Here is a 22,640-nt window from a genome sequence, read left to right as displayed (position 1 = left end):
TATGGATTTTAATAATTTGATTCCTGAATTATCAGTTTTTGATATTCTTCAAACTAAAAAATTTTACAAAGAACTAGGGTTTAAAATAGAGTACGAACGACAGAAAGAGAAATTTATTTTTATGTCTTTTCAAGATAGTCAGTTTATGTTTGAACAAATTCATGATGATGGGTGGAACACGGGAGAATTAAGTTATCCATTGGGAAGAGGTATAAATTTTTCAATAGCAGTCGAAGATGTTGAAGAACTTTATAAATTAGTGAAAACTCTAAATTTTGAAATATATAAAGAACTAACAAGAAATAAATATCAAGTTAATGGGACAGAAGAAACACAAATTGAGTTCTTAATACAAGATCCCAATGGATATTTATTAAGATTTACAAACTGATAAAGTTACGACAGGTAATTTGAATAAAGCAATGAAAAGAAATATTGCAAGGTTTCCTGAACGCTTTTGTTTTCAAATAACGGAGGTGGAATATAAAAACTTGAGATTCCAAAATGGAACCTCAAGTACAAACAGTACTTATGGCGGTAGGCGATATATGCCTTATGTTTACACAGAACAAGGGATTGCAATGTTATCTGCTGTGCTTAAAAGTGAAGTTGCGGTAGATACCGGCATTAAAATTATGGATAGCTTTGTTGAAATGCGTAAGTTTTTGCTTACGAATCAGGAACTCTTTTCCAGACTTGATAGACTGGAACTTAGTCATTTGGACTTGAAAAAAGAAATAGATAAGGGGATGAATAAGCAACTGGAAACAGATAAGAAACACGAAGAAGTATTCAACTATATTGCGAGCAATACAGAGGTAAAACAAAAGATATTTTTTGATGGTCAAATCTATGATGCTTTCAGTTTTATTGCAGATTTAGTTGGAAAAGCACAGAGTAAACTGATCTTGATTGATAATTATGTGGATGTAAATACGCTTAACATACTTTGTAAGAAGAATTCAGGAGTTGATGTACTGATAGCAACAGCAGGAAAAGAGAGCTTAACAACAAAAGATATCAATAAGTTTAATGCTCAATACCCGAGTGTGAGAATAAAAACGACTACAGATTTTCATGACCGTTTTTTGATTATAGATGACAAAGAAGGTTATTTCACCGGTGCATCTATAAAAGATGCCGGCAAGAAGAGCTTTGCAATAACAAAAATTGAAGATGGAAATTTGGTTCAGGATTTGATAAATAAAGTGAGGTAGGAGGAGAAAAATGCAATCTAATTTTGTTTTTTACAAAATGATTTTCCGGTCTTATATCAGATTGGAATTATTGCTGAAAAATATCTATATACAGATTCAAATGCTTGTTTGATAAAATTGGAAATGTTTGGAGAAACGGTGGTTAATCTAATACTGCAATTAGACAAAATTTCTGCACCACAAACAGGAATTTGAGGGGGGTATTTTTGTGTCAACAATTAAAATTGAAAACCTTAGTTTCTCATATTATGGCTATGAAAAACCTATATTTGAAAATGTATCATTTTCATTTGATACAAACTGGAAAACAGGGTTAATAGGAAGAAATGGAATTGGAAAATCAACACTATTTAAGTTACTTCTAAACCAAGAAGTTTATAGTGGAAAAATCAGCAAAAGTGTTGACTTTATTAAATTCCCACCCAATTTAAGTGATACTTCAAAATTAGGGATTGAGTTATATAAAGAACTAATATCAGATGAGGAAGAATGGAAATTATTTAGAGAACTTAATTTGCTAAATGTAGATGAGAGTCTTGTTTACAGAAAGTTTGAAACACTTTCTAAAGGAGAACAAACAAAAATCCTTTTAGCTATTTTGTTTACAATAGAAGATGGTTTTTTACTTATAGATGAACCAACGAACCATTTGGATATGGACGGAAGAAAAATTGTCAGTGAATATCTGAAAAATAAAAAAGGTTTTTTGCTTATATCTCATGATAGAGATTTTTTAGATGGTTGTATAAATCATGTCATTTCTATTAACAGGAATTCTATTGATGTTCAATCAGGAAATTTTACATCGTGGTATGAAAATAAATTGATGAAAGACCAATTTGAAATCGGTGAAAACGAGAAATTAAGAAAAGATATTAAACGATTAAAAGAAGCTGCAAGACAAAGTCAGATTTGGTCTGATAAAGTTGAAAATACTAAAAACGGTGTGAAAGTATCAGGCGTAAAACCGGACAAGGGACATATAGGTCATCAATCAGCTAAGATGATGAAAAAATCTAAGAATTTGGAGTTTAGACAAAATAGGGCAATAGAAGAAAAACAAAGTTTACTGAAAGATATTGAAACAAAGGAAAGACTATTATTGCATCCGTTACATCACCACAAAAATCCTCTAATTTCAGTTTGCGATTTATCATCATATTATGGAGAAAGGCAAATATTAAGTAATGTAAGTTTTGAGATAAAGCAAGGTGATATAGTGGCTATATATGGTGGTAATGGTAGCGGAAAATCAACCTTGATTAAAATTTTATTAAGGTTACATCATGAGTATTCAGGTGATGTAAAATTAGCAAGTGATTTAAAAATATCATATATTCCTCAGGATACATCAAATTTAACGGGTAGTCTAAATGAGTATATTGAAAGCCAAGGTGTTGATGAAACATTGTGCAAAACAATTCTTAGAAAATTAGATTTTGCAAGAGAATTATTTGAAATGGATATGAAGAACTATAGCGATGGACAAAAAAAGAAAGTTTTAATTGCTGTAAGTTTATCAAAGCCGGCTCATATATTTGTTTGGGACGAACCACTGAACTATATAGATGTAATATCAAGAATACAGATTGAGGAAATTATAAAAGAAGCAAGTCCTACACTCATATTTGTGGAACACGATAAGAGGTTTGTTGAAGATATAGCTAATAAAATAATACGATTATAAACTAAATAACAACTTCCGTTTTGTCGAGCTAATACCTTTTAACGATAACCTTAAGCTATCGTTAAAAGTTAATGGATATGTTCCCACATACGAACACAACTACTTGACATACTTAGTGTTCACTCGTTTCATATGGAATGCGTAACACTGCTTGTACGAGCAACGAAGTAGCGTAGTAGATGTAACCTCTCTTGTAAAGATTTCCTACAGTCAGAGAGTGGGGTGAAATAGTCTACTGAAAGCATAGAACATAGACAAAAAGCGAAATAGTGAAAATCATTAATTTAAGCAGTGTAGAAATTTTATTTTTTGTAGAAGAAGGAGAAGTTGAGACAGTATGGTTAAAAAAGTAGTAATTATTGGAGCAGGTGTTTCGGGGTTGAGTGCTGGAATATATGCATTGCAGGCTGGATATTCAGTAGAAATATATGAAAAAAATAAAATGCCTGGAGGTGAGTGTACGGGGTGGAACAGGCAAGGATATCATATAGATAATTGTATACATTTTCTTGTTGGATGCAATAAGGATGAACAACTATATAAAATGTGGGAAAATCTAGGTGTTATTTCTGATAGTTTGAAAATCTATCGTGAGCCATATTTTTATTGTATGAATATGGATGGAATAACACTACATTTGTGGAGCGATTTAGAGAGGGCAAGAAAAGAGTTTTTAGAGCTTGCTCCGGAAGATTACAAAGAATTAAATTTGTTTTTTGACTGTGCCAAAACCTTAGAGTGTGTAAAGCCACCGTGCGATTATTCGATTGCTCATATGAATCCTTTGCAATTTATAAAACTAGGAATGAGCATGAAAGATGCAAGTAAAGCAATTAAGGAATATGGAAAGCAGTCGATTGAGGAGTTTGTCAATCGCTTTAAGAATCATTACATTAGAGCAATGTTTAAAAATTACTTTAATAGCAATTTTAACGCTCTTTCCCTTGTTGCATCATATGCTTTTTTTACAAGCAACACAGCAGCTATACCGGAAGGAGGTTCTGTTGGATTGGTTGGTAAAATGCTTGCTAAATTTGAATCCTTAGGTGGGAAGTTGCATCTAGGTATTAATATTGTAAAAATAAATATTGTAGATAGTCAAGTTGTTAGTATTCTGGGTAATAATGGAGAGGTAATCAAATCAGATAACTATATTTGGTGTGCAGACCCACATTATCTTTTCTATGACTTAATTGATGAAAAATATTTAGATAAAAATCTTAGGTACATGTATGATAATCCACAGGGCTATGTTTCTAATACATGTTATCAGGTTGCATTTGGAATAGCTACTGAGGAAGATTTGAAATTACCTAAAGGAAGCATTATTTTCCCTTGTGATGAATATGATGTTGCAGGGGAAACACACAATTTTTGTGGAATGCGAGTTTTTGATTATGATGAGACACTATTTCCAATGGAAAAGAGAGTCATTCAATGTAATATTTTACAAAATGATGAAAATTACGCCTATTGGTTTGGACTAAAAAATAATATTAGCTTATACAATCAAGAAAAACAGCGTCTTGCAGATGACTTGAGATTAAGAATTGAAAAAAAGTATCCACAGCTTGAAGGGAAACTCATCGTACTTGGAACATATTCTCCGGTTACATTTACAACTTGGTGTAATGCATATAAAGGGGGTTACATGAGTTTTAATCCACAGAAAGGATATAAAAACAAGTATGTTAAGAGCACTATTAAAGGTTTAAATAATTTATACCTTGCAAGTCAATGGATTCAAACTAGTGGAGGACTTCCTATTGCTGCAGTAAGTGGAAAGTTTGCTATAGATATTATGAAATCTAGTAGATAAAGCTCGGTTTGTCTAAATAATCGAATAGTGTAAAAACAAAGCACATAACTTTAAGATTATAAAATCTATATTAGAAATATTCGAGTGGGGAAACTAAAGGATGAAGAATGAAATGAGACTTTTGTCGGTTTTGCCGACAAAATTATAGGGGGAAGAAAACTTACTGTTTTACAAAGTTTTAAGGAGATAACTGTGAATATAGATATTGTTAAAACGAAAGAGTACTACAATTCATTGTCCTCAGATATGCTATGTGACTGTGATTATTGTAAGCTGTACTATGTTAAGTCAAGAAAAGAATTTCCCAAATTGGCATTATGGCTGGATAAATATGGTGTCGATATCGAAAAACCTTTTGAGGTTATAAGTCTTGAACCGGATGATAACGGGATGCTTGATTATATTGGAGTACAGTATATTGTTTTTGGTAATTTTAAAAATGATAATTCATATTATGTTGGAGATTTTAACATAAAGATTGCAGATTCACACCCCGATACCGGAATTAGTGAAGAACACTTTGTTCTCGAAGTAATCCCTAGGAGTTCTATGAAATTATATATTAAGGGATAAATCAGGTTTGTAAAAATAAAGTATATAAATTTACGGAGGTAAAGGAGATGAAAAAAATAAGAGAAATGTCTGTTTACTTAATAGTGATAACTTTAGCTTTCTATGTGTTACCTGCTTTCATTAATGATACAGGAACCGGTATATTCTTCTTAATTATTTTAACTCCTATTATTTGTTTTGTAACTTCTATCATTTATGGAATTAGACATTCTTTTAACTTGATATTTTTATTGATAATTATGGCCCTCTTTATTCCGACCATATTTATATTTTATAATGAAAGTGCAGCTGTTTATGTATTAATATACGGTATAATTGCAGCAATAGGAAATCTTTTGGGAAGCTTAATTAAAAAAAATGAGTAATTAAGAAATCCCTGTTTGATAAGCAGGGTAATTAGAATTTAAACAATCTAATTATAAAAACAATAATGGACATATAAAATATGAAATTGAAATTAGAAAATATTGAATCGAAAAGAACTCAAGAACTGGCAAATTTAATCAGATCATACAATAGATCCAATAGAGAACCATCTAAAAGCGAACCACTTAATATTTATTTGGAAGATGAACTGGGGAATTTAGTTGCGGGAATGGTAGCGGAGACTTTCGGTAATTGGCTTGAGATTGAATATCTGTATGTCAGTGATGATTTACGTGGACAAGGAATAGGCTCAAAGATCTTAGAAACGGCGGAAAATGAGTCAAGAAATAGAGGTTGTAAGTATTCATTTGTTGATACTTTTAATTTTCAAGCACCGAAATTTTATGAAAAACATGGTTATAAAGAAGTGTTTGCCTTGAAAGAATATCCTTATACAGGGGAGAGGTACTATTATACAAAAGAGTTGTGATTTGAAATGTAGTTTTGAATTGGATTATTTACTATGATAAATATTATAGATAAATCAGTATTTATAGAGGAGGGATGATGAAAGATATCAGACCGGATTTTAAAGATATAAAATCATTTGAAGAATTTAACAGATATTATTGGTATCGAGAAGAACTTTCACAAATTTGTAAATCTCTTAGGCTGGAATATAGATGCACAAAGCAAGAACTGAACTTAATTATAGAACAATTTTTTAAGGGAAATAGAGTGGAAAAATCTGTAAGGAAAGTAAACAAAAATCAAACTGAATCGATAAATTTAAATACGCCATTGCTTGAATGTGGATTTTCCTTTAACCAAAAATTTAGAGATTATTTTTCTGCTGTAACAGGTGTTAATCCATTTAAATTTAATGCTGATATGGCAACAGCTTGGAGGAAAGTAAAAGCTGAAAATGATTTAAGCTTTACGATACAAGATATGCTGAAAGTATATTATGGTGAATCAGATTACGCTAAGTATGATAATTCAGCTTGTCAATGGAATCAGTTCCTAAAAAATTTTTGTTTAGATGAATGTAGCAATAATTATTCTGATAAGTTAAAAGCTGCAGCTATCCTTTGGAAAGAAGTTAGAGACTCAAAAAATGAAAAAGTTTATTCAAGGGAACTTTTAAAAAAATATGAAGACAAAATAGAGGAGTACTTAAAGTAAATAAATCTGATTTTAAGAGTTTGAAAGGGGGTATACAGACATTGATGAATTTTATGAAGAGAAATAAATTTTATTTACTGCTTATTATGATGGCTTGCATATGCTGGGGTTGTAAGAGTAAAAATATGAATACCGTCACAAATGAGGAAGCAGAAAGCACAATTGTTGAAAATAGTAATGATACAAAAACAAATGATAATGAGAGCAAGGAAGAAAATACTGAGGAAAGTGCTGTGAAACTTCCGGATTTTATAAATCCCGAAGGAAATACTCTTTTTACCCGTTTTATCACTCCAAAGGGATATAAAAGGGTGGAAGCGGATGATGGAAGTTTTGCAGATTTTATAGGTAATTATCCGCTTGAGCCTGACGGTACTCCTGTATATTATTTTGATAAAAGAGAAAAAGGCGGAGAAGGTCACGCTGCAGTATTTTCTATGGAAGTAGCGGAGGAAGACTTGCAGCAGTGTGCAGACAGTATTATGAGAATATATGCTGAATATCTGTACAAGAGCGGTAGACATGATAAAATAAGCTTTCATTTTGTAGACGGATTTGTATGCGATTATAATCACTGGAAAGAGGGGTATAGAGTTAAGTTTTCGAATGATAAGCCATATTGGGAGAAGGTTGCTTCATCTGATGACAGTGAAGAAACTTTCAAAAAATATTTACGAATTGTTTTTTCGTATTCGTCCACTCTGTCTATGGAAAATGAATCAAAACCTGTAGATATATCAGAGCTTAAAGTGGGGGATATTTTTATAAAGGGTGGAAGCCCGGGACATGTGTTGATGGTAGCGGATATCTGTGAAAATGAAGCAGGAGAAAAGGCATTTTTACTTGCACAGGGATTTATGCCGGCACAAAGCTTTCATATAATCAAAAATCCTGCTCACACTGAGGACCCATGGTATTATGAAAGTGAGATAACATATCCACTTATAACACAGAGCTATACATTTGATGAAGGCAGCTTGAAAAGGCTTAATTATTTAGATTAGCAGTAAGTGAGGGTAAAAGCATTAAATACTAATTATATAGTATATGTCTATTTCAATGCGAAATAAGTATTTTCAAATAGCAAATTTAAAAAGGTCGAAGTAGTCTATAGACTATATCGGCCTTTTTGAATATTTAAGAGTTTGTATACATGTGTAGTACACTCTATTTTATTACTTAAGAATATGATAAGATATACTAATTGAGGATTTAAATAATATTATAGAATTTAAATAGGATGGAGAATAAATAATGGCCGGAAAAAATAATACAAATATAGGTTTTGAAAAGCAAATTTGGGATGCCGCTTGCGTTCTGTGGGGACATATACCTGCAGCAGAATATAGGAAGGTTATTGTAGGTCTTATTTTTCTTCGCTATATATCAAGTGCGTTTGAAAGACGTTATGATGAATTGGTAAAAGAAGGTGATGGATTTGAAAATGATAGAGATGCATATGCAGAAGAAAATATTTTCTTTGTGCCTGAGGAAGCTCGTTGGAGTAAAATTGCATCTGAAGCTCATACACCTGAAATCGGTACAGTAATTGATGATGCTATGAGAGCCATCGAAAAAGAGAATACGACACTTAAGAATGTTTTACCTAAAAACTATGCTAATCCAGATTTAGATAAAAGAGTACTTGGAGAAGTTGTAGATTTATTTACGAATGAAGTGAAAATGGACGGGACAGAGGCCGGCAAGGATTTATTGGGTAGGACATATGAATATTGTATTGCTCAGTTTGCAGCATATGAGGGAACAAAGGGAGGAGAGTTTTATACACCTTCAAGTATTGTAAAAACAATTGTAGCCATACTGAAGCCATTTGATAATTGCCGAGTATATGATCCCTGTATGGGAAGTGGTGGCATGTTTGTGCAGAGTGAAAAGTTTGTACAGGCTCATAGTGATAACAGGGGAAATATTTCTGTTTATGGACAGGAATCAAATGCAGATACATGGAAGATGGCAAAAATGAACATGGCGATAAGAGGAATTGATGCAAACTTCGGTGCTTACCACGCAGATACATTTTTCAACGATCTTCATAAGACTTTAAAGTCGGATTTTATTATGGCAAATCCACCGTTTAATCTTTCAAATTGGGGTGCAGAAAAATTAAAAGATGATGTCAGATGGAAATATGGAATGCCACCGGCAGGAAATGCAAACTATGCCTGGATACAGCATATGATTCATCACTTAGCACCTAACGGTAAAATAGGATTAGTACTTGCCAATGGCGCATTATCATCTCAAACTTCAGGAGAGGGAGAAATAAGAAAGAGAATCATAGAAGATGATTTAGTTGAAGGTATTGTAGCTTTACCTACACAGCTTTTTTATAGTGTAACTATTCCTGTAACATTGTGGTTTATTACTAAGAATAAAAAGCAAAAAGGAAAGACTCTATTTATTGATGCCAGAAAAATGGGTTATATGGTTGATAGAAAACATAGAGATTTTACAGAAGGGATACAGGAAGACGGAAACCTGGGAGATATTGATTTATTAGCAAAAACATTTGAGGATTTTCAAAACGGAATATTGGAAGAGAAAAAAGGATTTTCGGCTATTGCTACAATAAAAGAGATAGCAAAGCATGACTATATTTTAACCCCAGGTCGATATGTGGGGATTGAAGAACAGGAAGATGATGGAGAGCCCTTTGAAGAAAAGATGACAAGGCTAACCTCAGAGCTGTCAGATATGTTTAAAAAGTCTCATGAATTGGAAGAGGAAATTAGAAAAAAGCTGGGGGCGATTGGGTATGAAATATAAAAGATACGCTTTTTCAGAGCTAGCAATAATTAAATATGGAAAAAATCAGAAAAAAGTTCTTTCAGAAGATGGAAACATTCCTATTTATGGTACAGGAGGATTAATAGGATATGGGACAACAGTTCTTTATGACAAACCATCTGTTTTGATTGGAAGAAAAGGGACAATAGGAAAAGTTAAATATGTAGAGCATCCATTTTGGACAATTGATACGCTTTTTTATACTATTATTAATACAGACATTGTAACTCCCAAATACCTATATTATGTTATGTCTCTTATAGATTTAAACAACTATAACGAGGGAACTACCATTCCAAGTCTGAGAACAGAAACTCTTAACAGGCTTGAATTTAATATTCCTTCAATAGAAGAACAAGAAATAGTGCTTTCTTGCCTTAATCCGATAGATGAAAAAATTGAACTGAATAATGCGATAAACAATAATTTAGAGCAGCAAGTATCAGCACTTTATGAGTCTTGGTTTGAAGATTTTGACCCTACAAATGGTGTTTGTCCCGATAATTGGAGCAATCAGATGCTTTCAACGATTGCTGATATTTCAAGTGGGAAACGCCCACCTATAAAATCGGAAGTTTATAGTAAAGAAACACCTATTTCTATTGTTGGTGCTGCTTCTGTGATGGGTTTTACTTCTGAAGCAAACCATACAGATAAAATCCTTGTCACCGGTCGAGTTGGAACACACGGTGTCATTCAAAGATTTAATACTCCTTGCTGGACTTCAGATAACACTCTTGTGATAACAAGTCCTTTTTACGAATTTACTAATCAAATTCTGCACAGAATTGATTATTCGTCAATGAATCGAGGTTCAACACAACCTCTTATCACACAGGGGGATATGAAAAAGGTGGTTGTGTTAGTTCCAGACGAAGAAATACTTGCAAAATTTGAGGCACTTGCAGGTTCACTGATGGCTCAATGGGAAGCAAATAACAACGAAAATGTCAGACTTACTTCTTTAATATATACGCTTTTACCTAAAATAATGTCTGGCAAACTTGATGTCTCCAACATTGATTTCTAGGCTACAAAATTATTGTTTTACATATTATTGTGAATGCAAATTATCTTATTGACCTGCGGTCAATAAGCGTCGCAAGTCTACGACTTGCTCAATTATTGTATATCATAACTATCATAAAAATATAGAAAGGGAAGTTGCTATGATATTAGAGAATAAACTTGGCATTACTGATTCGGTAGAATTAGCTAAAGCTGAAGAAAAAATAAGTAAAAAAAGAGCAATAGAACTCTTTGAAAGCGGATATTTGGATAATCTTGAACATGGAACTTTTAAATCACTAGCTGAAATACACAAATATTTATTTGATCAGATTTATGATTTCGCCGGACAAATAAGAACTGTTAATATTGCAAAAGGTAATTTCCGTTTTGCTCCGCTTATGTATTTGAGAGCATCTCTTGAAAATATCGAAAAAATGCCACAGTCAACATATGATGAAATTATAGAAAAATATGTAGAAATGAATGTTGCACACCCTTTTCGTGAGGGAAATGGAAGAAGTACAAGAATTTGGCTTGATTTGATTTTGAAAAAAGAGTTAGGTCAAGTTGTTGATTGGAGTCTTGTAGATAAGGAGGATTACCTTTCTGCTATGGAACGCAGTCCCGTTAAAACTATTGAAATCAAATATATATTAAAGCAGGCACTGACAGAAAAAATCAATGACCGTGAGATTTATATGAAAGGCATTGATCACAGCTATTATTACGAAGACTATTTTACATTTAAGACAAGTGATTTGTAACTAAAAACTTCTATCAGCGGCAGAAGTCAATTTAAAGAACAGCCGTTGCTTGTCAGTTCTCAATAAAAAAGGAGAAATGACGATGAAACAAAACTTAATAAATGATATTGTTCAAGGTATGTTGCCATATTTGAACAACGCACAAAACGAAAAGTTGCAGGAGGTTTTGCAATATGTCTTTGCAGACTATGAGGTAAGAGAAAAGCAAAAACAAGGGAAAATTTCAAAGCAAAACTTTGTAGAACTGTTCTTATCGGCAAAACGCATAGAGGGTTGTTCTGAAAAGTCTCTTAAATACTACAAGGCTACGATTGAAGCTATGCTTAATGAACTACAAAAAGATGTCAAACATATAGTTACAGACGACATTAGGGGATACCTGACAGAATATCAGGAAAAGAAAAAATCAAGTAAAGTTACAATAGATAATATCCGTCGTATTCTTTCAAGTTTCTTCGCTTGGTTGGAGGATGAGGACTACATACTGAAAAGTCCGGTAAGACGTATACATAAAGTTAAAACCGGCACAAACATAAAGGAGACCTATTCAGATGAAGCTTTAGAACTTATGCGTGATAATTGCACAGAACTAAGAGATTTAGCAATAATAGATATTCTTGCATCAACCGGTATGCGTGTAGGTGAAATGGTGTTACTTAACAGGAGTGATATTGATTTTAATGAGAGAGAATGTATAGTATTTGGTAAAGGCAGTAAGGAAAGAGTTGTCTATTTTGATGCTCGTACAAAGATACATTTAAAAAATTACTTGGAAAGCAGGGTAGATGATAATCCGGCACTATTTGTATCATTAAAAGTACCATACGAAAGATTGAAAATTGGTGGAGTTGAAGTGCGTCTACGTAAATTTGGGGAAAAGTTAGGATTGCAAAAAGTACATCCACACAAGTTTAGACGTACACTTGCTACTATGGCTATAGATAAAGGAATGCCAATTGAGCAGTTACAACAACTTTTGGGACATAGTAAAATAGATACAACCTTGCAATATGCAATGGTAAAGCAGAGTAATGTAAAAATTGCTCATAGAAAATATATTGGATAGAGAGGCAGAGTTATGTCTACCTTAAGAGATTATATTAGAATTAAACATGGATATGCGTTTAAAGGACAGAATATTAGTACTATAGATAATAACGTGGTATTGGTTACACCAGGAAATTTCTCTGTAGGTGGTGGATTTAAAGAAGATAAATGTAAGTATTTTGATGCAGAATACCCATATGATTATGTATTAAAAGAGGATGACTTGATTGTAACTATGACAGATCTAAGTAAATCTATAGATACACTTGGATACAGTGCATTGGTTCCAACTGGGAAAAATAGAAGGGTGTATTTACATAATCAACGTATTGGATTGGTAACAATTAATTCTGATGAGCTAAATAAGCATTATATATACTGGTTTATGAGGAGTCCATATTATCAAAAAATGATTGCTGCAACGTCAACTGGATCTACAGTTCATCATACATCACCAGACAGGATTTTGGATGTTGAGATTGAATTACCTAAATTAGAGGATCAAAATAAAATAGCAGCATTTTTAGATAATATTGAAAATCGAATACAACTAAATAATGAGATAAACAATAATTTACCGCCTCATCCGTGTTATACACGGATAGCTGCGAAGCAGCGTAGGCAGACACCGAAGACGGACAAATGCTTGCATACGGACGGCAAGGTGTCTGACAGAGGCGGGAACAAGGAAACTGCGGAGCAGTTTTCGAGTCTATTAGCAGCTTAAAAGTCGATGTTGGAGACATCAAGTTTGCCGGACATAAGTTTGGGTAATAATGAATCACGAAGCTGCTTTAAATAACAGATTTCATCGTAATTATTGCGAATAGCAGCATCTATTGGAGAAACTAACGCTTCAAATTCATCAAGCTTTTCACTTGATGGTATGAGGAGAGGCATTTCATTTAGCGAAATTCTGTTAATTGATCCAAATACAGTGCCTTCTCCATTAAAAACATCTAACTGCTTTTTGAGGGAAAACATTGTGTATAGTACAAAAGCTTGATGATTATCCTTTGAATGAATAGCTGCAAGTCCTCGCCCAATACAGCAATCTGTATGAGCAACATTTAAGTCTCCAACAGGCGCTCGAACACTCATTAATGTGTCATTTGCACAAGCCATTCGCTTTGGTTCAGTTGTATAAAGCCGCACAGTTGGAAATCTGAATCCAAATTCGGCACGACCTTGGAAGAAAATTATACCATTTCTATCTTCGTTATAGCTACTGCTGCTTGGAGACTGTCCCATTGTAATATCAGCTATGTCACTCAATGTGCCTTTCATCCAGTCTGAACTTGCATTATCAATAAACATTTGCTTATATATAGACTGAGCTTGCTGCTCTAAATTATTGTTTTACATATTATTAAGAATGTAAACCATCTTATTGACCCGTGGTCAATAAGCGTCGCAAGTCTACGACTTGCTCAATTATTGTTTTAAATATTATTAAATAAAGGAGAGTTTTATGTCCGGATTATACACCGAAGCTGACTACGAAAACTCAATAATAGAACTATTTCAAAATACATTGGAATATGAATATATATATGGTCCGGATATTGAAAGAGATTTCTATAGTCCATTATATGAGGATGTTTTGATAGATTCACTGCATCATTTGAATAGGAATTTGCCTAATGATGCTATTCAGGAAGCGTTACATAAGCTCAAGAATTTTGAAAATGGTGAGCTTGTGCAGAAAAATGCTACTTTTATGGATTACCTGCAAAACGGTATACCGGTAAGATATTTTTTAGATGGGGAAGAACGTTCTGCAATTGTATACCTTGCTGACTACCAAAAGCCTGAAAATAACTCATTTATTATTGCTAATCAGTGGACTTTTATTGAAAACAGCAATAAACGTCCGGATATTATTCTATTTTTGAATGGTTTGCCGGTCGTATTAGTTGAACTTAAGTCTCCGTCACGTGAAGAAACCGATGCTTCAGAAGCTTACAGGCAACTGCGTAACTATATGCAGGAAATTCCTTCTATGTTTATTTATAATGCAATTTGTGTTATGAGCGATCAGTTGACATCGAAAGCCGGGACAATAACTTCCGGTGAAGACCGCTTCATGGAGTGGAAAACAAAAGATGGTAATTATGAGAATACTCAGTATGCTCAGTTTGATACTTTCTTTGAGGGGATATTTCAAAAAGAAAGATTACTTGATATTATAAAGAATTTTATATGTTTTTCGAATGAGGGTATAAATAGTTTCAAAATTCTGGCAGGATACCATCAATATTTTGCTGTAAGAAAAGCGGTTGAGTCAACAAAACACGCTACTGTTACTGACGGTAAAGGTGGTGTGTTTTGGCATACACAAGGAAGTGGCAAATCGCTTTCTATGGTTTTCTATGCTCATTTGTTACAGGAGGCATTGGATAGTCCTACTATTGTTGTACTCACTGACAGAAATGACTTGGATGATCAGCTCTATGGACAGTTTGCAAAGTGTAAAGACTTTTTGAGACAAGCTCCTATACAGGCAGAAAGTAGGGAAAATTTAAAAACTTTGCTTGCCGGAAGGCAGGCAAACGGTATTATCTTTACTACCATGCAGAAATTTGAGGAGTCTGATGAACCGCTTTCTGAACGTAATAATATTATAGTTATGGCAGATGAGGCACATAGGGGTCAGTATGGACTTGCAGAGAAAATTAAGATTGTAAAAAACGATGCCGGTAAGGAAGAGGCAAAGCGAGTTATCGGCACAGCAAGAATTATTCGTAATTCGCTGCCTAATGCTACGTATATAGGATTTACAGGTACACCTATTTCTTCTAAAGACAGAAGTACCCGTGAGGTTTTTGGTGATTACATAGATATATACGATATGACACAGGCTGTTGAAGACGGTGCAACCAGACCGGTGTATTATGAGAGCCGTGTTATAAAGTTGAACCTGGATCAAGAGATATTGGATAAGATTGATGCAGAGTATGATTTGATGGCTCTTAATGCAGATGAAGAAGTAATTGAGAAGAGCAAGCGAGAGCTTGGTCAGATGGAAGCGGTACTTGGAAATGACAATACAATAGATTCACTTGTTTGTGATATCCTTGAACATTATGAGAATAATCGAGAAAATCTTCTTACAGGAAAGGCTATGATTGTAGCATATTCACGTCTTATTGCCATGAAGATTTATAAGCGGATTTTGGAAATACACCCTGATTGGAGCGAAAAGGTGGGGGTTGTTATGACATCAGGAAATAATGATCCGGAGGAATGGAGACAAATTATCGGAAACAAGCATCACAAGGATGAGCTTGCAAAGAAGTTCAAAGATAACAACAGCCCTATGAAGATTGCTATTGTTGTTGATATGTGGCTTACCGGCTTTGATGTTCCATCTCTTGCTACAATGTATGTATACAAGCCTATGGCAGGGCATAATTTAATGCAGGCTATTGCTCGTGTAAATCGTGTGTTCCGTGACAAGGAAGGTGGACTTGTTGTCGACTATGTAGGTATTGCTACAGCATTGAAACAGGCAATGAATGACTATACATCCAGAGATAAAAAGAATTACGGAGATACGGATGTAGCAAAGGTTGCATATCCTAAGTTTATGGAGAAGCTTGCAGTGTGTCGTGATAAATTTCATGGATATGATTATTCGAAATTTAAAAGTGGTACAGATCTTGAAAGAGCAAAGGCTATCAGCGGAGCTGTAAATTTTATTATCGGTAGAGAAAAGGTTGACGATAAGGACTCCTTTGTGAAGGAAGCTCTTATGCTTCATCAAGCACTGTCACTTTGTTCATCCTTGGTTGATGAAGAAAGTAGATTTGAAGCGGCTTTCTTTGAGGCGGTCAGAGTGCTTGTTATCAGGCTTACTGTTACAGGTGTAGGAAAAAAGATTTCATTGCCTGAAATGAATGCGAGAATAAATGAACTTCTTAAGCAAAGTATTAAAAGTGATGGTGTGATAAATCTGTTCTCAGATATTAAAGAGGAGTTTTCTTTGTTTGATCCGAAGTTTCTTCAGGAAGTAGCTAATATGAAAGAGAAAAATCTTGCGGTAGAGCTGCTGAAGAAGTTGATTGCAGAGCAGGTCTCTGTTTATCGTAGAACAAATGTGGTTAAATCGGAGAAATTCAGTGATATTATGCAAAAGGCTATCAACTCTTATCTGAACGGTATGCTGACTAATGAAGAGGTTATAGAGGAGATGCTAAAACTTGCAAAACAGATTGCAGCAGACCAAAAAGAGGGTAATAAACTGGGACTTAATGCTGATGAGCTTGCATTTTATGATGCATTGACAAAGCCACAGGCAATTAAAGATTTCTATGAAAATGATGAGCTTATAGCAATAACAAAAGAACTGGCAGAAACCCTTAGAAAAAATAAGACGATTGATTGGCAGAAGCGAGAATCTGCAAGGGCAAAAATGCGTATGCTTATTAAAAAGCTTTTGAAAAAACACAAATATCCACCTGAGGGAATGGAAGATGCCGTTCAGACAGTTATGACACAGTGTGAGCTTTGGACTGATAATTACAGCTTTGAAGATAAACAAAATATCTATAGATATAATGCTAATACAGAAGAAGATCTGCAAATGGTTGCTGAAGAAGGTGTGAAATATAATACGTAAATCTTAGTATCAAAATTAATATTTACATAACTATATGAAAATGGTATACTATGTTTGCAACAAAATAAATTTGCCCTGATGGGTATATACATATACACTTATTAAGAGTGACGGAGAGTTAAGGATCTGTGATGTCACGGCAACCCCTTTTAGGAAGGTGCCAACCTGAGCGAGAAATCGAGCAATGAGTGGAAGCCTTAGTCCACCATTTGGTGGACTTTTTTATATATAAGTGTAAAAGATAGGAGAAAAATGGAAGAGAGAAGACTTTTTACTTCAGAGTCAGTTACTGAAGGACATCCTGATAAGATGTGCGATCAGATTTCAGATGCAATATTGGATGCATATTTAAGTGCAGACCCGGATTCAAGAGTGGCTTGTGAGACTGCTACGACTACAGGTATGGTACTTGTAATGGGAGAGATTTCATCAAAGGCAACTGTTGATATTCAAAAGATAGTTAGAGAAACTGTAAGAGAAATAGGTTATGACAGAGCAAAGTACGGCTTTGACTGTGATACCTGCAGTGTACTTGTAGCGCTTGATGAGCAGTCAAGTGATATAGCAATGGGTGTAGATAAGGCGCTTGAGGCAAGAGAGCATATCGATTTAGAGGATGAGGACAATGGTGCAGGTGACCAGGGACTTATGTTCGGATATGCTACAGATGAAACAAAGGAGTTTATGCCATACCCTATATATCTTGCACATAATCTTGCAAAAAGACTTACACAGGTAAGAAAAGACGGTACATTAAGCTACTTAAGACCGGACGGTAAGACACAGGTTACTGTAGAGTACGATGAAGAAGGTAAGCCTGTAAGAATAGATACAGTTGTACTTTCTACACAGCATGACGAGGATGTGGAGCAGGAGCAGATTCATACAGATATAAAGAAATATGTATTTGATGAAATAATTCCACATGATATGGTCGATGAGAATACAAAATACTTTATAAATCCTACAGGTAGATTTGTTATAGGTGGACCACATGGAGACTCGGGACTTACAGGAAGAAAGATAATAGTGGATACTTACGGCGGCTATGCAAGACATGGCGGCGGTGCTTTCTCAGGTAAGGACAGTACAAAGGTTGACAGATCGGCAGCTTACGCGGCAAGATATGTTGCAAAGAATATAGTAGCTGCAGGACTTGCAAAAAAATGCGAGATTCAGTTGTCTTATGCTATCGGTGTGGCTCATCCTACATCTATTTCCGTAGATACTTTCGGAACAGGAAAGATAAGTGACGGTGCAATAGTAGAGCTTATCAGAAAGCACTTTGATTTAAGACCTACTGCAATTATAAAGATGCTTGACCTTAGAAAGCCGATATTTAAGCAGACTGCGGCATACGGACATTTTGGAAGAGATGATTTAAGTCTTCCATGGGAAAGACTTGATAAGGTAGAAGAACTTAAGAAGGCTATCTGATGAAAATCGGCTCCGGTTTATTTTCGATATTTTGCCTTATAATAATCATACCGTCTATACTTCTCATATACAGTATGAATTATGATACCACGGGTAATATAGGTATCTGGCTTACCATTCTTGTAACCATAATAGATATTGTGGCGGTTGTTATGTGGATCTGGATCTATAAAAGGATTCTCGTTCCTTTGGATAAATTGCAAACAGCTACAAAGAAGATAGCAGATGGAGATTTGGATTATCAATTAGATGAAAGAGATTTTTCTGAGATTCCTTTTTTATTCAAGGATTTCGAGAGAATGAGAATCAAGTTAAAGGAAGATGAAGAAGAGAAAAAACTTTCAGAAGATGCGGCCAGAGAGTTGGTAAGTAATATTTCTCATGATTTAAAGACACCGCTTACTGCAATAAGAGGATATGTGGAGGGAATACTTGACGGTGTTGCTTCCTCACCTCAAAAGACTAGAGATTACCTGAATACAATATATAATAAGACAAATGATATGACTTCATTGATTGATGAATTGCTGTATTATTCGCAGGTTGCAGAAAAATACATGTCATATAAATATGAAAAGATTTATGTAAAAGATTTTTTCGATGAATATGTAAAGGATTTGTATCTGGAACTTGAAACAATAAAAATCAAATTTGAGTATATAGTTAATGTAGGACGTAATACTGTTATAGATATGGATAAGGAACAGATAAAGAGGGCCTTAAACAATATTGTTTCAAATGCTGTGAAATATATGGACAAGGAAGAACCTGAAATTCATCTTAAGGTTACAGAAATGTCGGATGCAATAAACATACAAATCTCGGATAACGGCAGAGGGATAGATGAAAAAGATTTGCCGCATATATTTGAGAGATTTTATAGAAGTGATGTGTCGAGAAATACTAAACTTGGAGGTAGCGGTATAGGACTTTCTATTGTAAAAAAAGTAATAGAAAATCATGAGGGAAGTGTTGTAGCTATGTCTAAACCGGGCGTTGGAACAGAGGTTAGCATAGAGTTAAAGAAGTAGGAGATATAAAATGGGCAAAGTTCTTATAATAGAGGATGAAGTAAGTATAGCTGAGCTGGAAAGGGATTATTTGGAAATATCCGGCTTTGAGGTCGATATTTCAACTGACGGTAAAGAAGGACTTGGAAGAGCGTTAAATGAAGACTATGAGTTGGTATTACTGGATTTGATGCTGCCCGGAGTTGACGGATATGAGATATGTAAGCAGATAAGAGCTGTAAAAGAGATACCTATTATCATGGTCAGTGCAAAAAAGAATGATATCGACAAGATAAGAGGACTTGGGCTAGGAGCGGATGATTATATGACCAAGCCTTTCTCACCAAGTGAACTTGTGGCAAGGGTAAAGGCGCATATTAACAGATATGACAGGTTGGCAGGTGTTTCTACAGCAAATAAGGACATTGTAGAAATCAGAGATTTGAAGATAGATGCAGGCTCCAGAAGAGTTTGGGGCTATGGAGATGAAAAAACACTGACTGCCAAGGAGTTTGATATACTCTATTTCCTTGCAAAGCATCCGAACAAGGTATATTCAAAAGAAGATTTGTTTAAAGAAGTATGGGGGCTTGAGTCAATGGGTGATATTTCAACAGTTACCGTACATATCAAAAATATCAGAGAAAAAATAGAGCAGGACAGTTCCAAACCTCAATTTATAGAAACTATTTGGGGTGTTGGATACAGATTTAGAGGATAAAGATAAGGGTCGACAAAGGTCGGCCCTATATTTATACAATAAAATATTCAATAATAAGTACAAGGCTACAGCACAGCAGTGCAACCTTAAAAAGATTTGCGCCAAATAGGGCTGCAATTATCCGGATGATATTATAATCGATTTGACAAAATAAAAGCTTGCATATCGATTTGACAAAATAAAAGCTTGCATTGTCTTTATTATAAAAAAATGTTATGATTAAGTATCTTAGATATGTTATGTACCTCAATAGCATATTTGGGAGATATTAAAAATATCTATAAGAATAAAGTCTTTTGACGATAAAATGATTGGAGGGTTATATGAACAAAGGTCAAATCAATACAAATCTTGGTCAGATAAGCATAAATCCGGATGTTATAGCATTCTATGTAGGAATACAGGCGGTTGAATGCTTCGGTATAGTTGGTATGGCGGCAGTTTCTGTAACAGACGGTATATCAAGACTTTTGAAGAGAGAAAATCTCACAAAGGGCATCAGTGTAAAAATAGAGGATAATAAGTTGATTTTGGATTTCCATATCATAGTTGCGTATGGACTTAGCATAAGTGCTGTAACTCAAAATCTAATAGAGACTATCCAGTATAAGGCGGAGAAGTTTACCGGAATGGAAGTAAAGAAAATAAATATATTCGTAGAAGGTGTACGAATAATAGACTAAGGAGGATTTTTTGTGAGTCTAGAGCAGATTGATGCACAATCACTAAAGAGTGCTTTTATAACAGGAGCAAAAAGCTTAGAAGCAAAAAAAGAATGGATAAATGAACTGAATGTGTTCCCGGTTCCTGACGGAGATACCGGTACAAATATGACAATGACAATAATGTCGGCAGCAAAGACATTGGCAGCTGAAGAAGGCGATGACATTGCATCTATGTGTAAGGCAATAGCGCAGGGATCATTGCGTGGTGCCAGAGGAAACTCAGGTGTTATACTTTCTCAGCTTTTTAGAGGTGCAGCCAAGATATTAAAGGAATCCCCTGTTGTAGATGTGTTTGAAATTGCACTTGCATTTGATAAGGCGAGTGAGACTGCATATAAGGCTGTAATGAAGCCGAAAGAGGGTACAATACTGACAGTTGCAAGAGCAATGGGTGAAAAGGCTCTTGAAATACATGATGAATATGATGATATTATCGCATTTTTGGAAGCTGTATTGGCATATGGTGATGAGACTTTAAAGAAAACACCTGAGATGTTGCCTGTACTTAAGAAAGCCGGAGTGGTAGACTCAGGCGGTCAGGGACTTATGGTTATACTTCACGGTATACTTGAAGGTCTTAAGGGAAATGTGATAGAGCTTGGCGATGTGGTACTTTCAACAAAGTCTGAAGGTGGTGCAAACGGTGCCGCAAGAGAGGATATCGATACTTCAGATATCAAGTTCGGATATTGTACAGAGTTCATTGTAAATTTAAATAAGGAATTTACAGATAAGGATGAAGAGGAGTTTAAAGAATTCCTTACTTCAATAGGTGATTCACTTGTATGTGTAGCTGATGATGAAGTGGTTAAGATTCATGTGCATACAAATGATCCGGGACTTGCCATTCAAAGAGGATTGACTTTTGGAGAGCTTACCAATTTAAAGATTGACAATATGCGTGAAGAGCATAGAGAGAGAGTTATCAAGGGTGTAGATCAGATCCTTGAATCTCAAAAGCAGAAAAAGAAAATGGGAGTTATAAGCGTAAGTGCAGGAAGCGGCCTTACATCAATTTTTAAAGAAATAGGAGTTGATGTGGTTGTTGAAGGCGGTCAGACAATGAATCCGAGTACTGAGGACATCTTGAATGCGGTAGAGCATTTGAACGCTGAAACTATATATATATTACCGAATAATAAAAACATTATTTTGGCGGCTGAGCAGGCGGCTAAAATAGTGGAAGATAAGAAGGTTGTAGTAATACCTACCAAGACTATTCCTCAGGGAATCACAGCAATGATAAGTCTTTCAGAGGACAGAAGCGCTGAGGAAAACCTTGAGAATGCTACCGAAGAGATTTCAAATGTGAAGTCGGCTCAGATAACCTATGCGGTGAGAAATACCACTATAGACGATGTTGAAATACATGAAAATGATGTGATGGCATTGGGAGACACCGGCATAATAGGTGTTGATAAGAGTATTGATTCAGCTGTAGATAAGGCACTTGCAAATATGATTGATGATTCAAGTGAATTGGTATGCCTTTACTATGGTGAAGAAGTAAGTGAAGAGGACGCTAACAAGTTATGCGACGAATTGGTTGGCAAATACGAGAATGTAGAGTTTGAATTACATTTTGGAGGACAGCCTGTTTACTACTACTTCATATCTGTAGAATAAGATTTTTAATAACTAGGTCTGTC

20 protein-coding genes, 1 pseudogene and 1 riboswitch are annotated in these 22,640 nt (G+C 34.7%); of the genes and pseudogenes, 20 read left to right on the top strand and 1 reads right to left on the bottom strand.

Features of this window, described 5'->3' with window-relative positions:
- The first annotated feature begins 1 nt into the window (after position 1).
- The 14 genes and pseudogenes from HMPREF1140_RS04265 (at position 2) to HMPREF1140_RS04200 (ending at position 13,204) form a co-directional block, all read left to right on the top strand.
- Entirely contained in the window at positions 2 to 391 is a 390-nt protein-coding gene (locus tag HMPREF1140_RS04265) for a bleomycin resistance protein (protein ID WP_035619841.1), read from the top strand.
- A 13-nt stretch (positions 392 to 404) separates the two neighbouring features.
- A pseudogene (locus HMPREF1140_RS04260) lies at positions 405 to 1,217 on the top strand (ORF6N domain-containing protein); the annotation flags it as partial.
- A 208-nt stretch (positions 1,218 to 1,425) separates the two neighbouring features.
- Entirely contained in the window at positions 1,426 to 2,904 is a 1,479-nt protein-coding gene (lsa(C), locus tag HMPREF1140_RS04255; RefSeq protein WP_009662418.1) for an ABC-F type ribosomal protection protein Lsa(C), read from the top strand.
- 337 nt (positions 2,905 to 3,241) lie between these two features.
- Entirely contained in the window at positions 3,242 to 4,723 is a 1,482-nt protein-coding gene (locus tag HMPREF1140_RS04250; protein WP_009662485.1) for a phytoene desaturase family protein, read from the top strand.
- 192 nt (positions 4,724 to 4,915) lie between these two features.
- Positions 4,916 to 5,296 carry a hypothetical protein gene (locus HMPREF1140_RS04245; RefSeq protein WP_009662649.1) on the top strand — a complete coding sequence of 127 codons (381 nt, stop codon included), beginning with the start codon at positions 4,916 to 4,918 and terminating at the stop codon, positions 5,294 to 5,296.
- A 47-nt stretch (positions 5,297 to 5,343) separates the two neighbouring features.
- Positions 5,344 to 5,661: a hypothetical protein gene (locus HMPREF1140_RS04240; RefSeq protein ID WP_035619839.1), complete on the top strand. Its 318-nt coding sequence runs from the start codon at positions 5,344 to 5,346 to the stop codon at positions 5,659 to 5,661.
- Between the two features lie 80 nt (positions 5,662 to 5,741).
- Positions 5,742 to 6,152 carry a GNAT family N-acetyltransferase gene (locus tag HMPREF1140_RS04235; RefSeq protein WP_035619838.1) on the top strand — a complete coding sequence of 137 codons (411 nt, stop codon included), beginning with the start codon at positions 5,742 to 5,744 and terminating at the stop codon, positions 6,150 to 6,152.
- 77 nt (positions 6,153 to 6,229) lie between these two features.
- Positions 6,230 to 6,847 (top strand): SAP domain-containing protein, encoded by a 618-nt coding sequence (locus HMPREF1140_RS04230; protein ID WP_009662436.1) that lies wholly within the window; start codon positions 6,230 to 6,232, stop codon positions 6,845 to 6,847.
- Positions 6,848 to 6,891: 44 nt separating this feature from the next.
- Entirely contained in the window at positions 6,892 to 7,851 is a 960-nt protein-coding gene (locus tag HMPREF1140_RS04225; RefSeq protein ID WP_035619836.1) for a DUF4846 domain-containing protein, read from the top strand.
- A 250-nt stretch (positions 7,852 to 8,101) separates the two neighbouring features.
- Complete coding sequence (locus HMPREF1140_RS04220) at positions 8,102 to 9,634, top strand: type I restriction-modification system subunit M (protein ID WP_009662615.1); 1,533 nt, start codon at positions 8,102 to 8,104, stop codon at positions 9,632 to 9,634.
- Positions 9,624 to 10,685, top strand: coding sequence for a restriction endonuclease subunit S (locus HMPREF1140_RS04215; RefSeq protein WP_009662554.1), 1,062 nt, complete (start codon positions 9,624 to 9,626; stop codon positions 10,683 to 10,685). The genes HMPREF1140_RS04220 and HMPREF1140_RS04215 overlap by 11 nt, the downstream gene beginning before the upstream one ends.
- Before the next feature lie 139 nt (positions 10,686 to 10,824).
- Entirely contained in the window at positions 10,825 to 11,430 is a 606-nt protein-coding gene (fic, locus tag HMPREF1140_RS04210; RefSeq protein ID WP_009662437.1) for a protein adenylyltransferase Fic, read from the top strand.
- Positions 11,431 to 11,512: 82 nt separating this feature from the next.
- Complete coding sequence (gene xerA, locus HMPREF1140_RS04205) at positions 11,513 to 12,496, top strand: site-specific tyrosine recombinase/integron integrase (RefSeq protein ID WP_009662530.1); 984 nt, start codon at positions 11,513 to 11,515, stop codon at positions 12,494 to 12,496.
- A gap of 12 nt (positions 12,497 to 12,508) precedes the next feature.
- Positions 12,509 to 13,204, top strand: coding sequence for a restriction endonuclease subunit S (locus HMPREF1140_RS04200; RefSeq protein ID WP_009662687.1), 696 nt, complete (start codon positions 12,509 to 12,511; stop codon positions 13,202 to 13,204).
- On the opposite strand, the gene HMPREF1140_RS04195 is transcribed toward HMPREF1140_RS04200, so the two are convergent.
- Positions 13,201 to 13,764, bottom strand: a complete 564-nt coding sequence (locus tag HMPREF1140_RS04195) for a restriction endonuclease subunit S (protein ID WP_009662570.1) — start codon at positions 13,762 to 13,764, stop codon at positions 13,201 to 13,203. The genes HMPREF1140_RS04200 and HMPREF1140_RS04195 overlap by 4 nt on opposite strands.
- A gap of 184 nt (positions 13,765 to 13,948) precedes the next feature.
- Between HMPREF1140_RS04195 and HMPREF1140_RS04190 the strand changes: the two genes are divergently transcribed.
- From HMPREF1140_RS04190 to HMPREF1140_RS04165, 6 genes are all read left to right on the top strand, one after another.
- Positions 13,949 to 17,098 (top strand): type I restriction endonuclease subunit R, encoded by a 3,150-nt coding sequence (locus HMPREF1140_RS04190; RefSeq protein WP_009662398.1) that lies wholly within the window; start codon positions 13,949 to 13,951, stop codon positions 17,096 to 17,098.
- A gap of 95 nt (positions 17,099 to 17,193) precedes the next feature.
- A riboswitch (SAM riboswitch) is annotated at positions 17,194 to 17,289 on the top strand.
- A gap of 61 nt (positions 17,290 to 17,350) precedes the next feature.
- Positions 17,351 to 18,535: a methionine adenosyltransferase gene (metK, locus tag HMPREF1140_RS04185; RefSeq protein ID WP_009662555.1), complete on the top strand. Its 1,185-nt coding sequence runs from the start codon at positions 17,351 to 17,353 to the stop codon at positions 18,533 to 18,535.
- The gene (locus tag HMPREF1140_RS04180) at positions 18,535 to 19,566 is read left to right on the top strand and encodes a sensor histidine kinase (protein ID WP_009662664.1); all 1,032 of its coding nucleotides are present in this window, start codon (positions 18,535 to 18,537) and stop codon (positions 19,564 to 19,566) included. Before metK ends, HMPREF1140_RS04180 begins: the two co-directional genes overlap by 1 nt.
- A gap of 10 nt (positions 19,567 to 19,576) precedes the next feature.
- Positions 19,577 to 20,266 carry a response regulator transcription factor gene (locus tag HMPREF1140_RS04175; RefSeq protein ID WP_009662429.1) on the top strand — a complete coding sequence of 230 codons (690 nt, stop codon included), beginning with the start codon at positions 19,577 to 19,579 and terminating at the stop codon, positions 20,264 to 20,266.
- A gap of 323 nt (positions 20,267 to 20,589) precedes the next feature.
- A complete protein-coding gene (locus HMPREF1140_RS04170) occupies positions 20,590 to 20,949 on the top strand; it encodes an Asp23/Gls24 family envelope stress response protein (RefSeq protein ID WP_009662438.1) in 360 nt (119 codons plus the stop codon).
- A gap of 12 nt (positions 20,950 to 20,961) precedes the next feature.
- Complete coding sequence (locus HMPREF1140_RS04165) at positions 20,962 to 22,617, top strand: DAK2 domain-containing protein (RefSeq protein ID WP_009662550.1); 1,656 nt, start codon at positions 20,962 to 20,964, stop codon at positions 22,615 to 22,617.
- Positions 22,618 to 22,640: the final 23 nt, after the last annotated feature.

Origin of the sequence: Lachnoanaerobaculum sp. ICM7, from assembly GCF_000287675.1 — a bacterium.
GTDB lineage: Bacteria > Bacillota > Clostridia > Lachnospirales > Lachnospiraceae > Lachnoanaerobaculum.
Note: the sequence above shows the minus strand (reverse complement) of the source record. Positions and strands in the feature narration are given on the sequence as shown.

Coding starts and splice junctions, on each gene's coding strand:
- HMPREF1140_RS04265 (WP_035619841.1), top strand. CDS start 2: ATGGATTTTAATAATTTGATTCCTGAATTATCAGTTTTTGATATTCTT.
- HMPREF1140_RS04250 (WP_009662485.1), top strand. CDS start 3,242: ATGGTTAAAAAAGTAGTAATTATTGGAGCAGGTGTTTCGGGGTTGAGT.
- HMPREF1140_RS04240 (WP_035619839.1), top strand. CDS start 5,344: ATGAAAAAAATAAGAGAAATGTCTGTTTACTTAATAGTGATAACTTTA.
- HMPREF1140_RS04235 (WP_035619838.1), top strand. CDS start 5,742: ATGAAATTGAAATTAGAAAATATTGAATCGAAAAGAACTCAAGAACTG.
- HMPREF1140_RS04230 (WP_009662436.1), top strand. CDS start 6,230: ATGAAAGATATCAGACCGGATTTTAAAGATATAAAATCATTTGAAGAA.
- HMPREF1140_RS04225 (WP_035619836.1), top strand. CDS start 6,892: ATGAATTTTATGAAGAGAAATAAATTTTATTTACTGCTTATTATGATG.
- HMPREF1140_RS04220 (WP_009662615.1), top strand. CDS start 8,102: ATGGCCGGAAAAAATAATACAAATATAGGTTTTGAAAAGCAAATTTGG.
- HMPREF1140_RS04215 (WP_009662554.1), top strand. CDS start 9,624: ATGAAATATAAAAGATACGCTTTTTCAGAGCTAGCAATAATTAAATAT.
- fic (WP_009662437.1), top strand. CDS start 10,825: ATGATATTAGAGAATAAACTTGGCATTACTGATTCGGTAGAATTAGCT.
- xerA (WP_009662530.1), top strand. CDS start 11,513: ATGAAACAAAACTTAATAAATGATATTGTTCAAGGTATGTTGCCATAT.
- HMPREF1140_RS04200 (WP_009662687.1), top strand. CDS start 12,509: ATGTCTACCTTAAGAGATTATATTAGAATTAAACATGGATATGCGTTT.
- HMPREF1140_RS04195 (WP_009662570.1), bottom strand. CDS start 13,764: ATGAAAGGCACATTGAGTGACATAGCTGATATTACAATGGGACAGTCT.
- HMPREF1140_RS04190 (WP_009662398.1), top strand. CDS start 13,949: ATGTCCGGATTATACACCGAAGCTGACTACGAAAACTCAATAATAGAA.
- metK (WP_009662555.1), top strand. CDS start 17,351: ATGGAAGAGAGAAGACTTTTTACTTCAGAGTCAGTTACTGAAGGACAT.
- HMPREF1140_RS04180 (WP_009662664.1), top strand. CDS start 18,535: ATGAAAATCGGCTCCGGTTTATTTTCGATATTTTGCCTTATAATAATC.
- HMPREF1140_RS04175 (WP_009662429.1), top strand. CDS start 19,577: ATGGGCAAAGTTCTTATAATAGAGGATGAAGTAAGTATAGCTGAGCTG.
- HMPREF1140_RS04170 (WP_009662438.1), top strand. CDS start 20,590: ATGAACAAAGGTCAAATCAATACAAATCTTGGTCAGATAAGCATAAAT.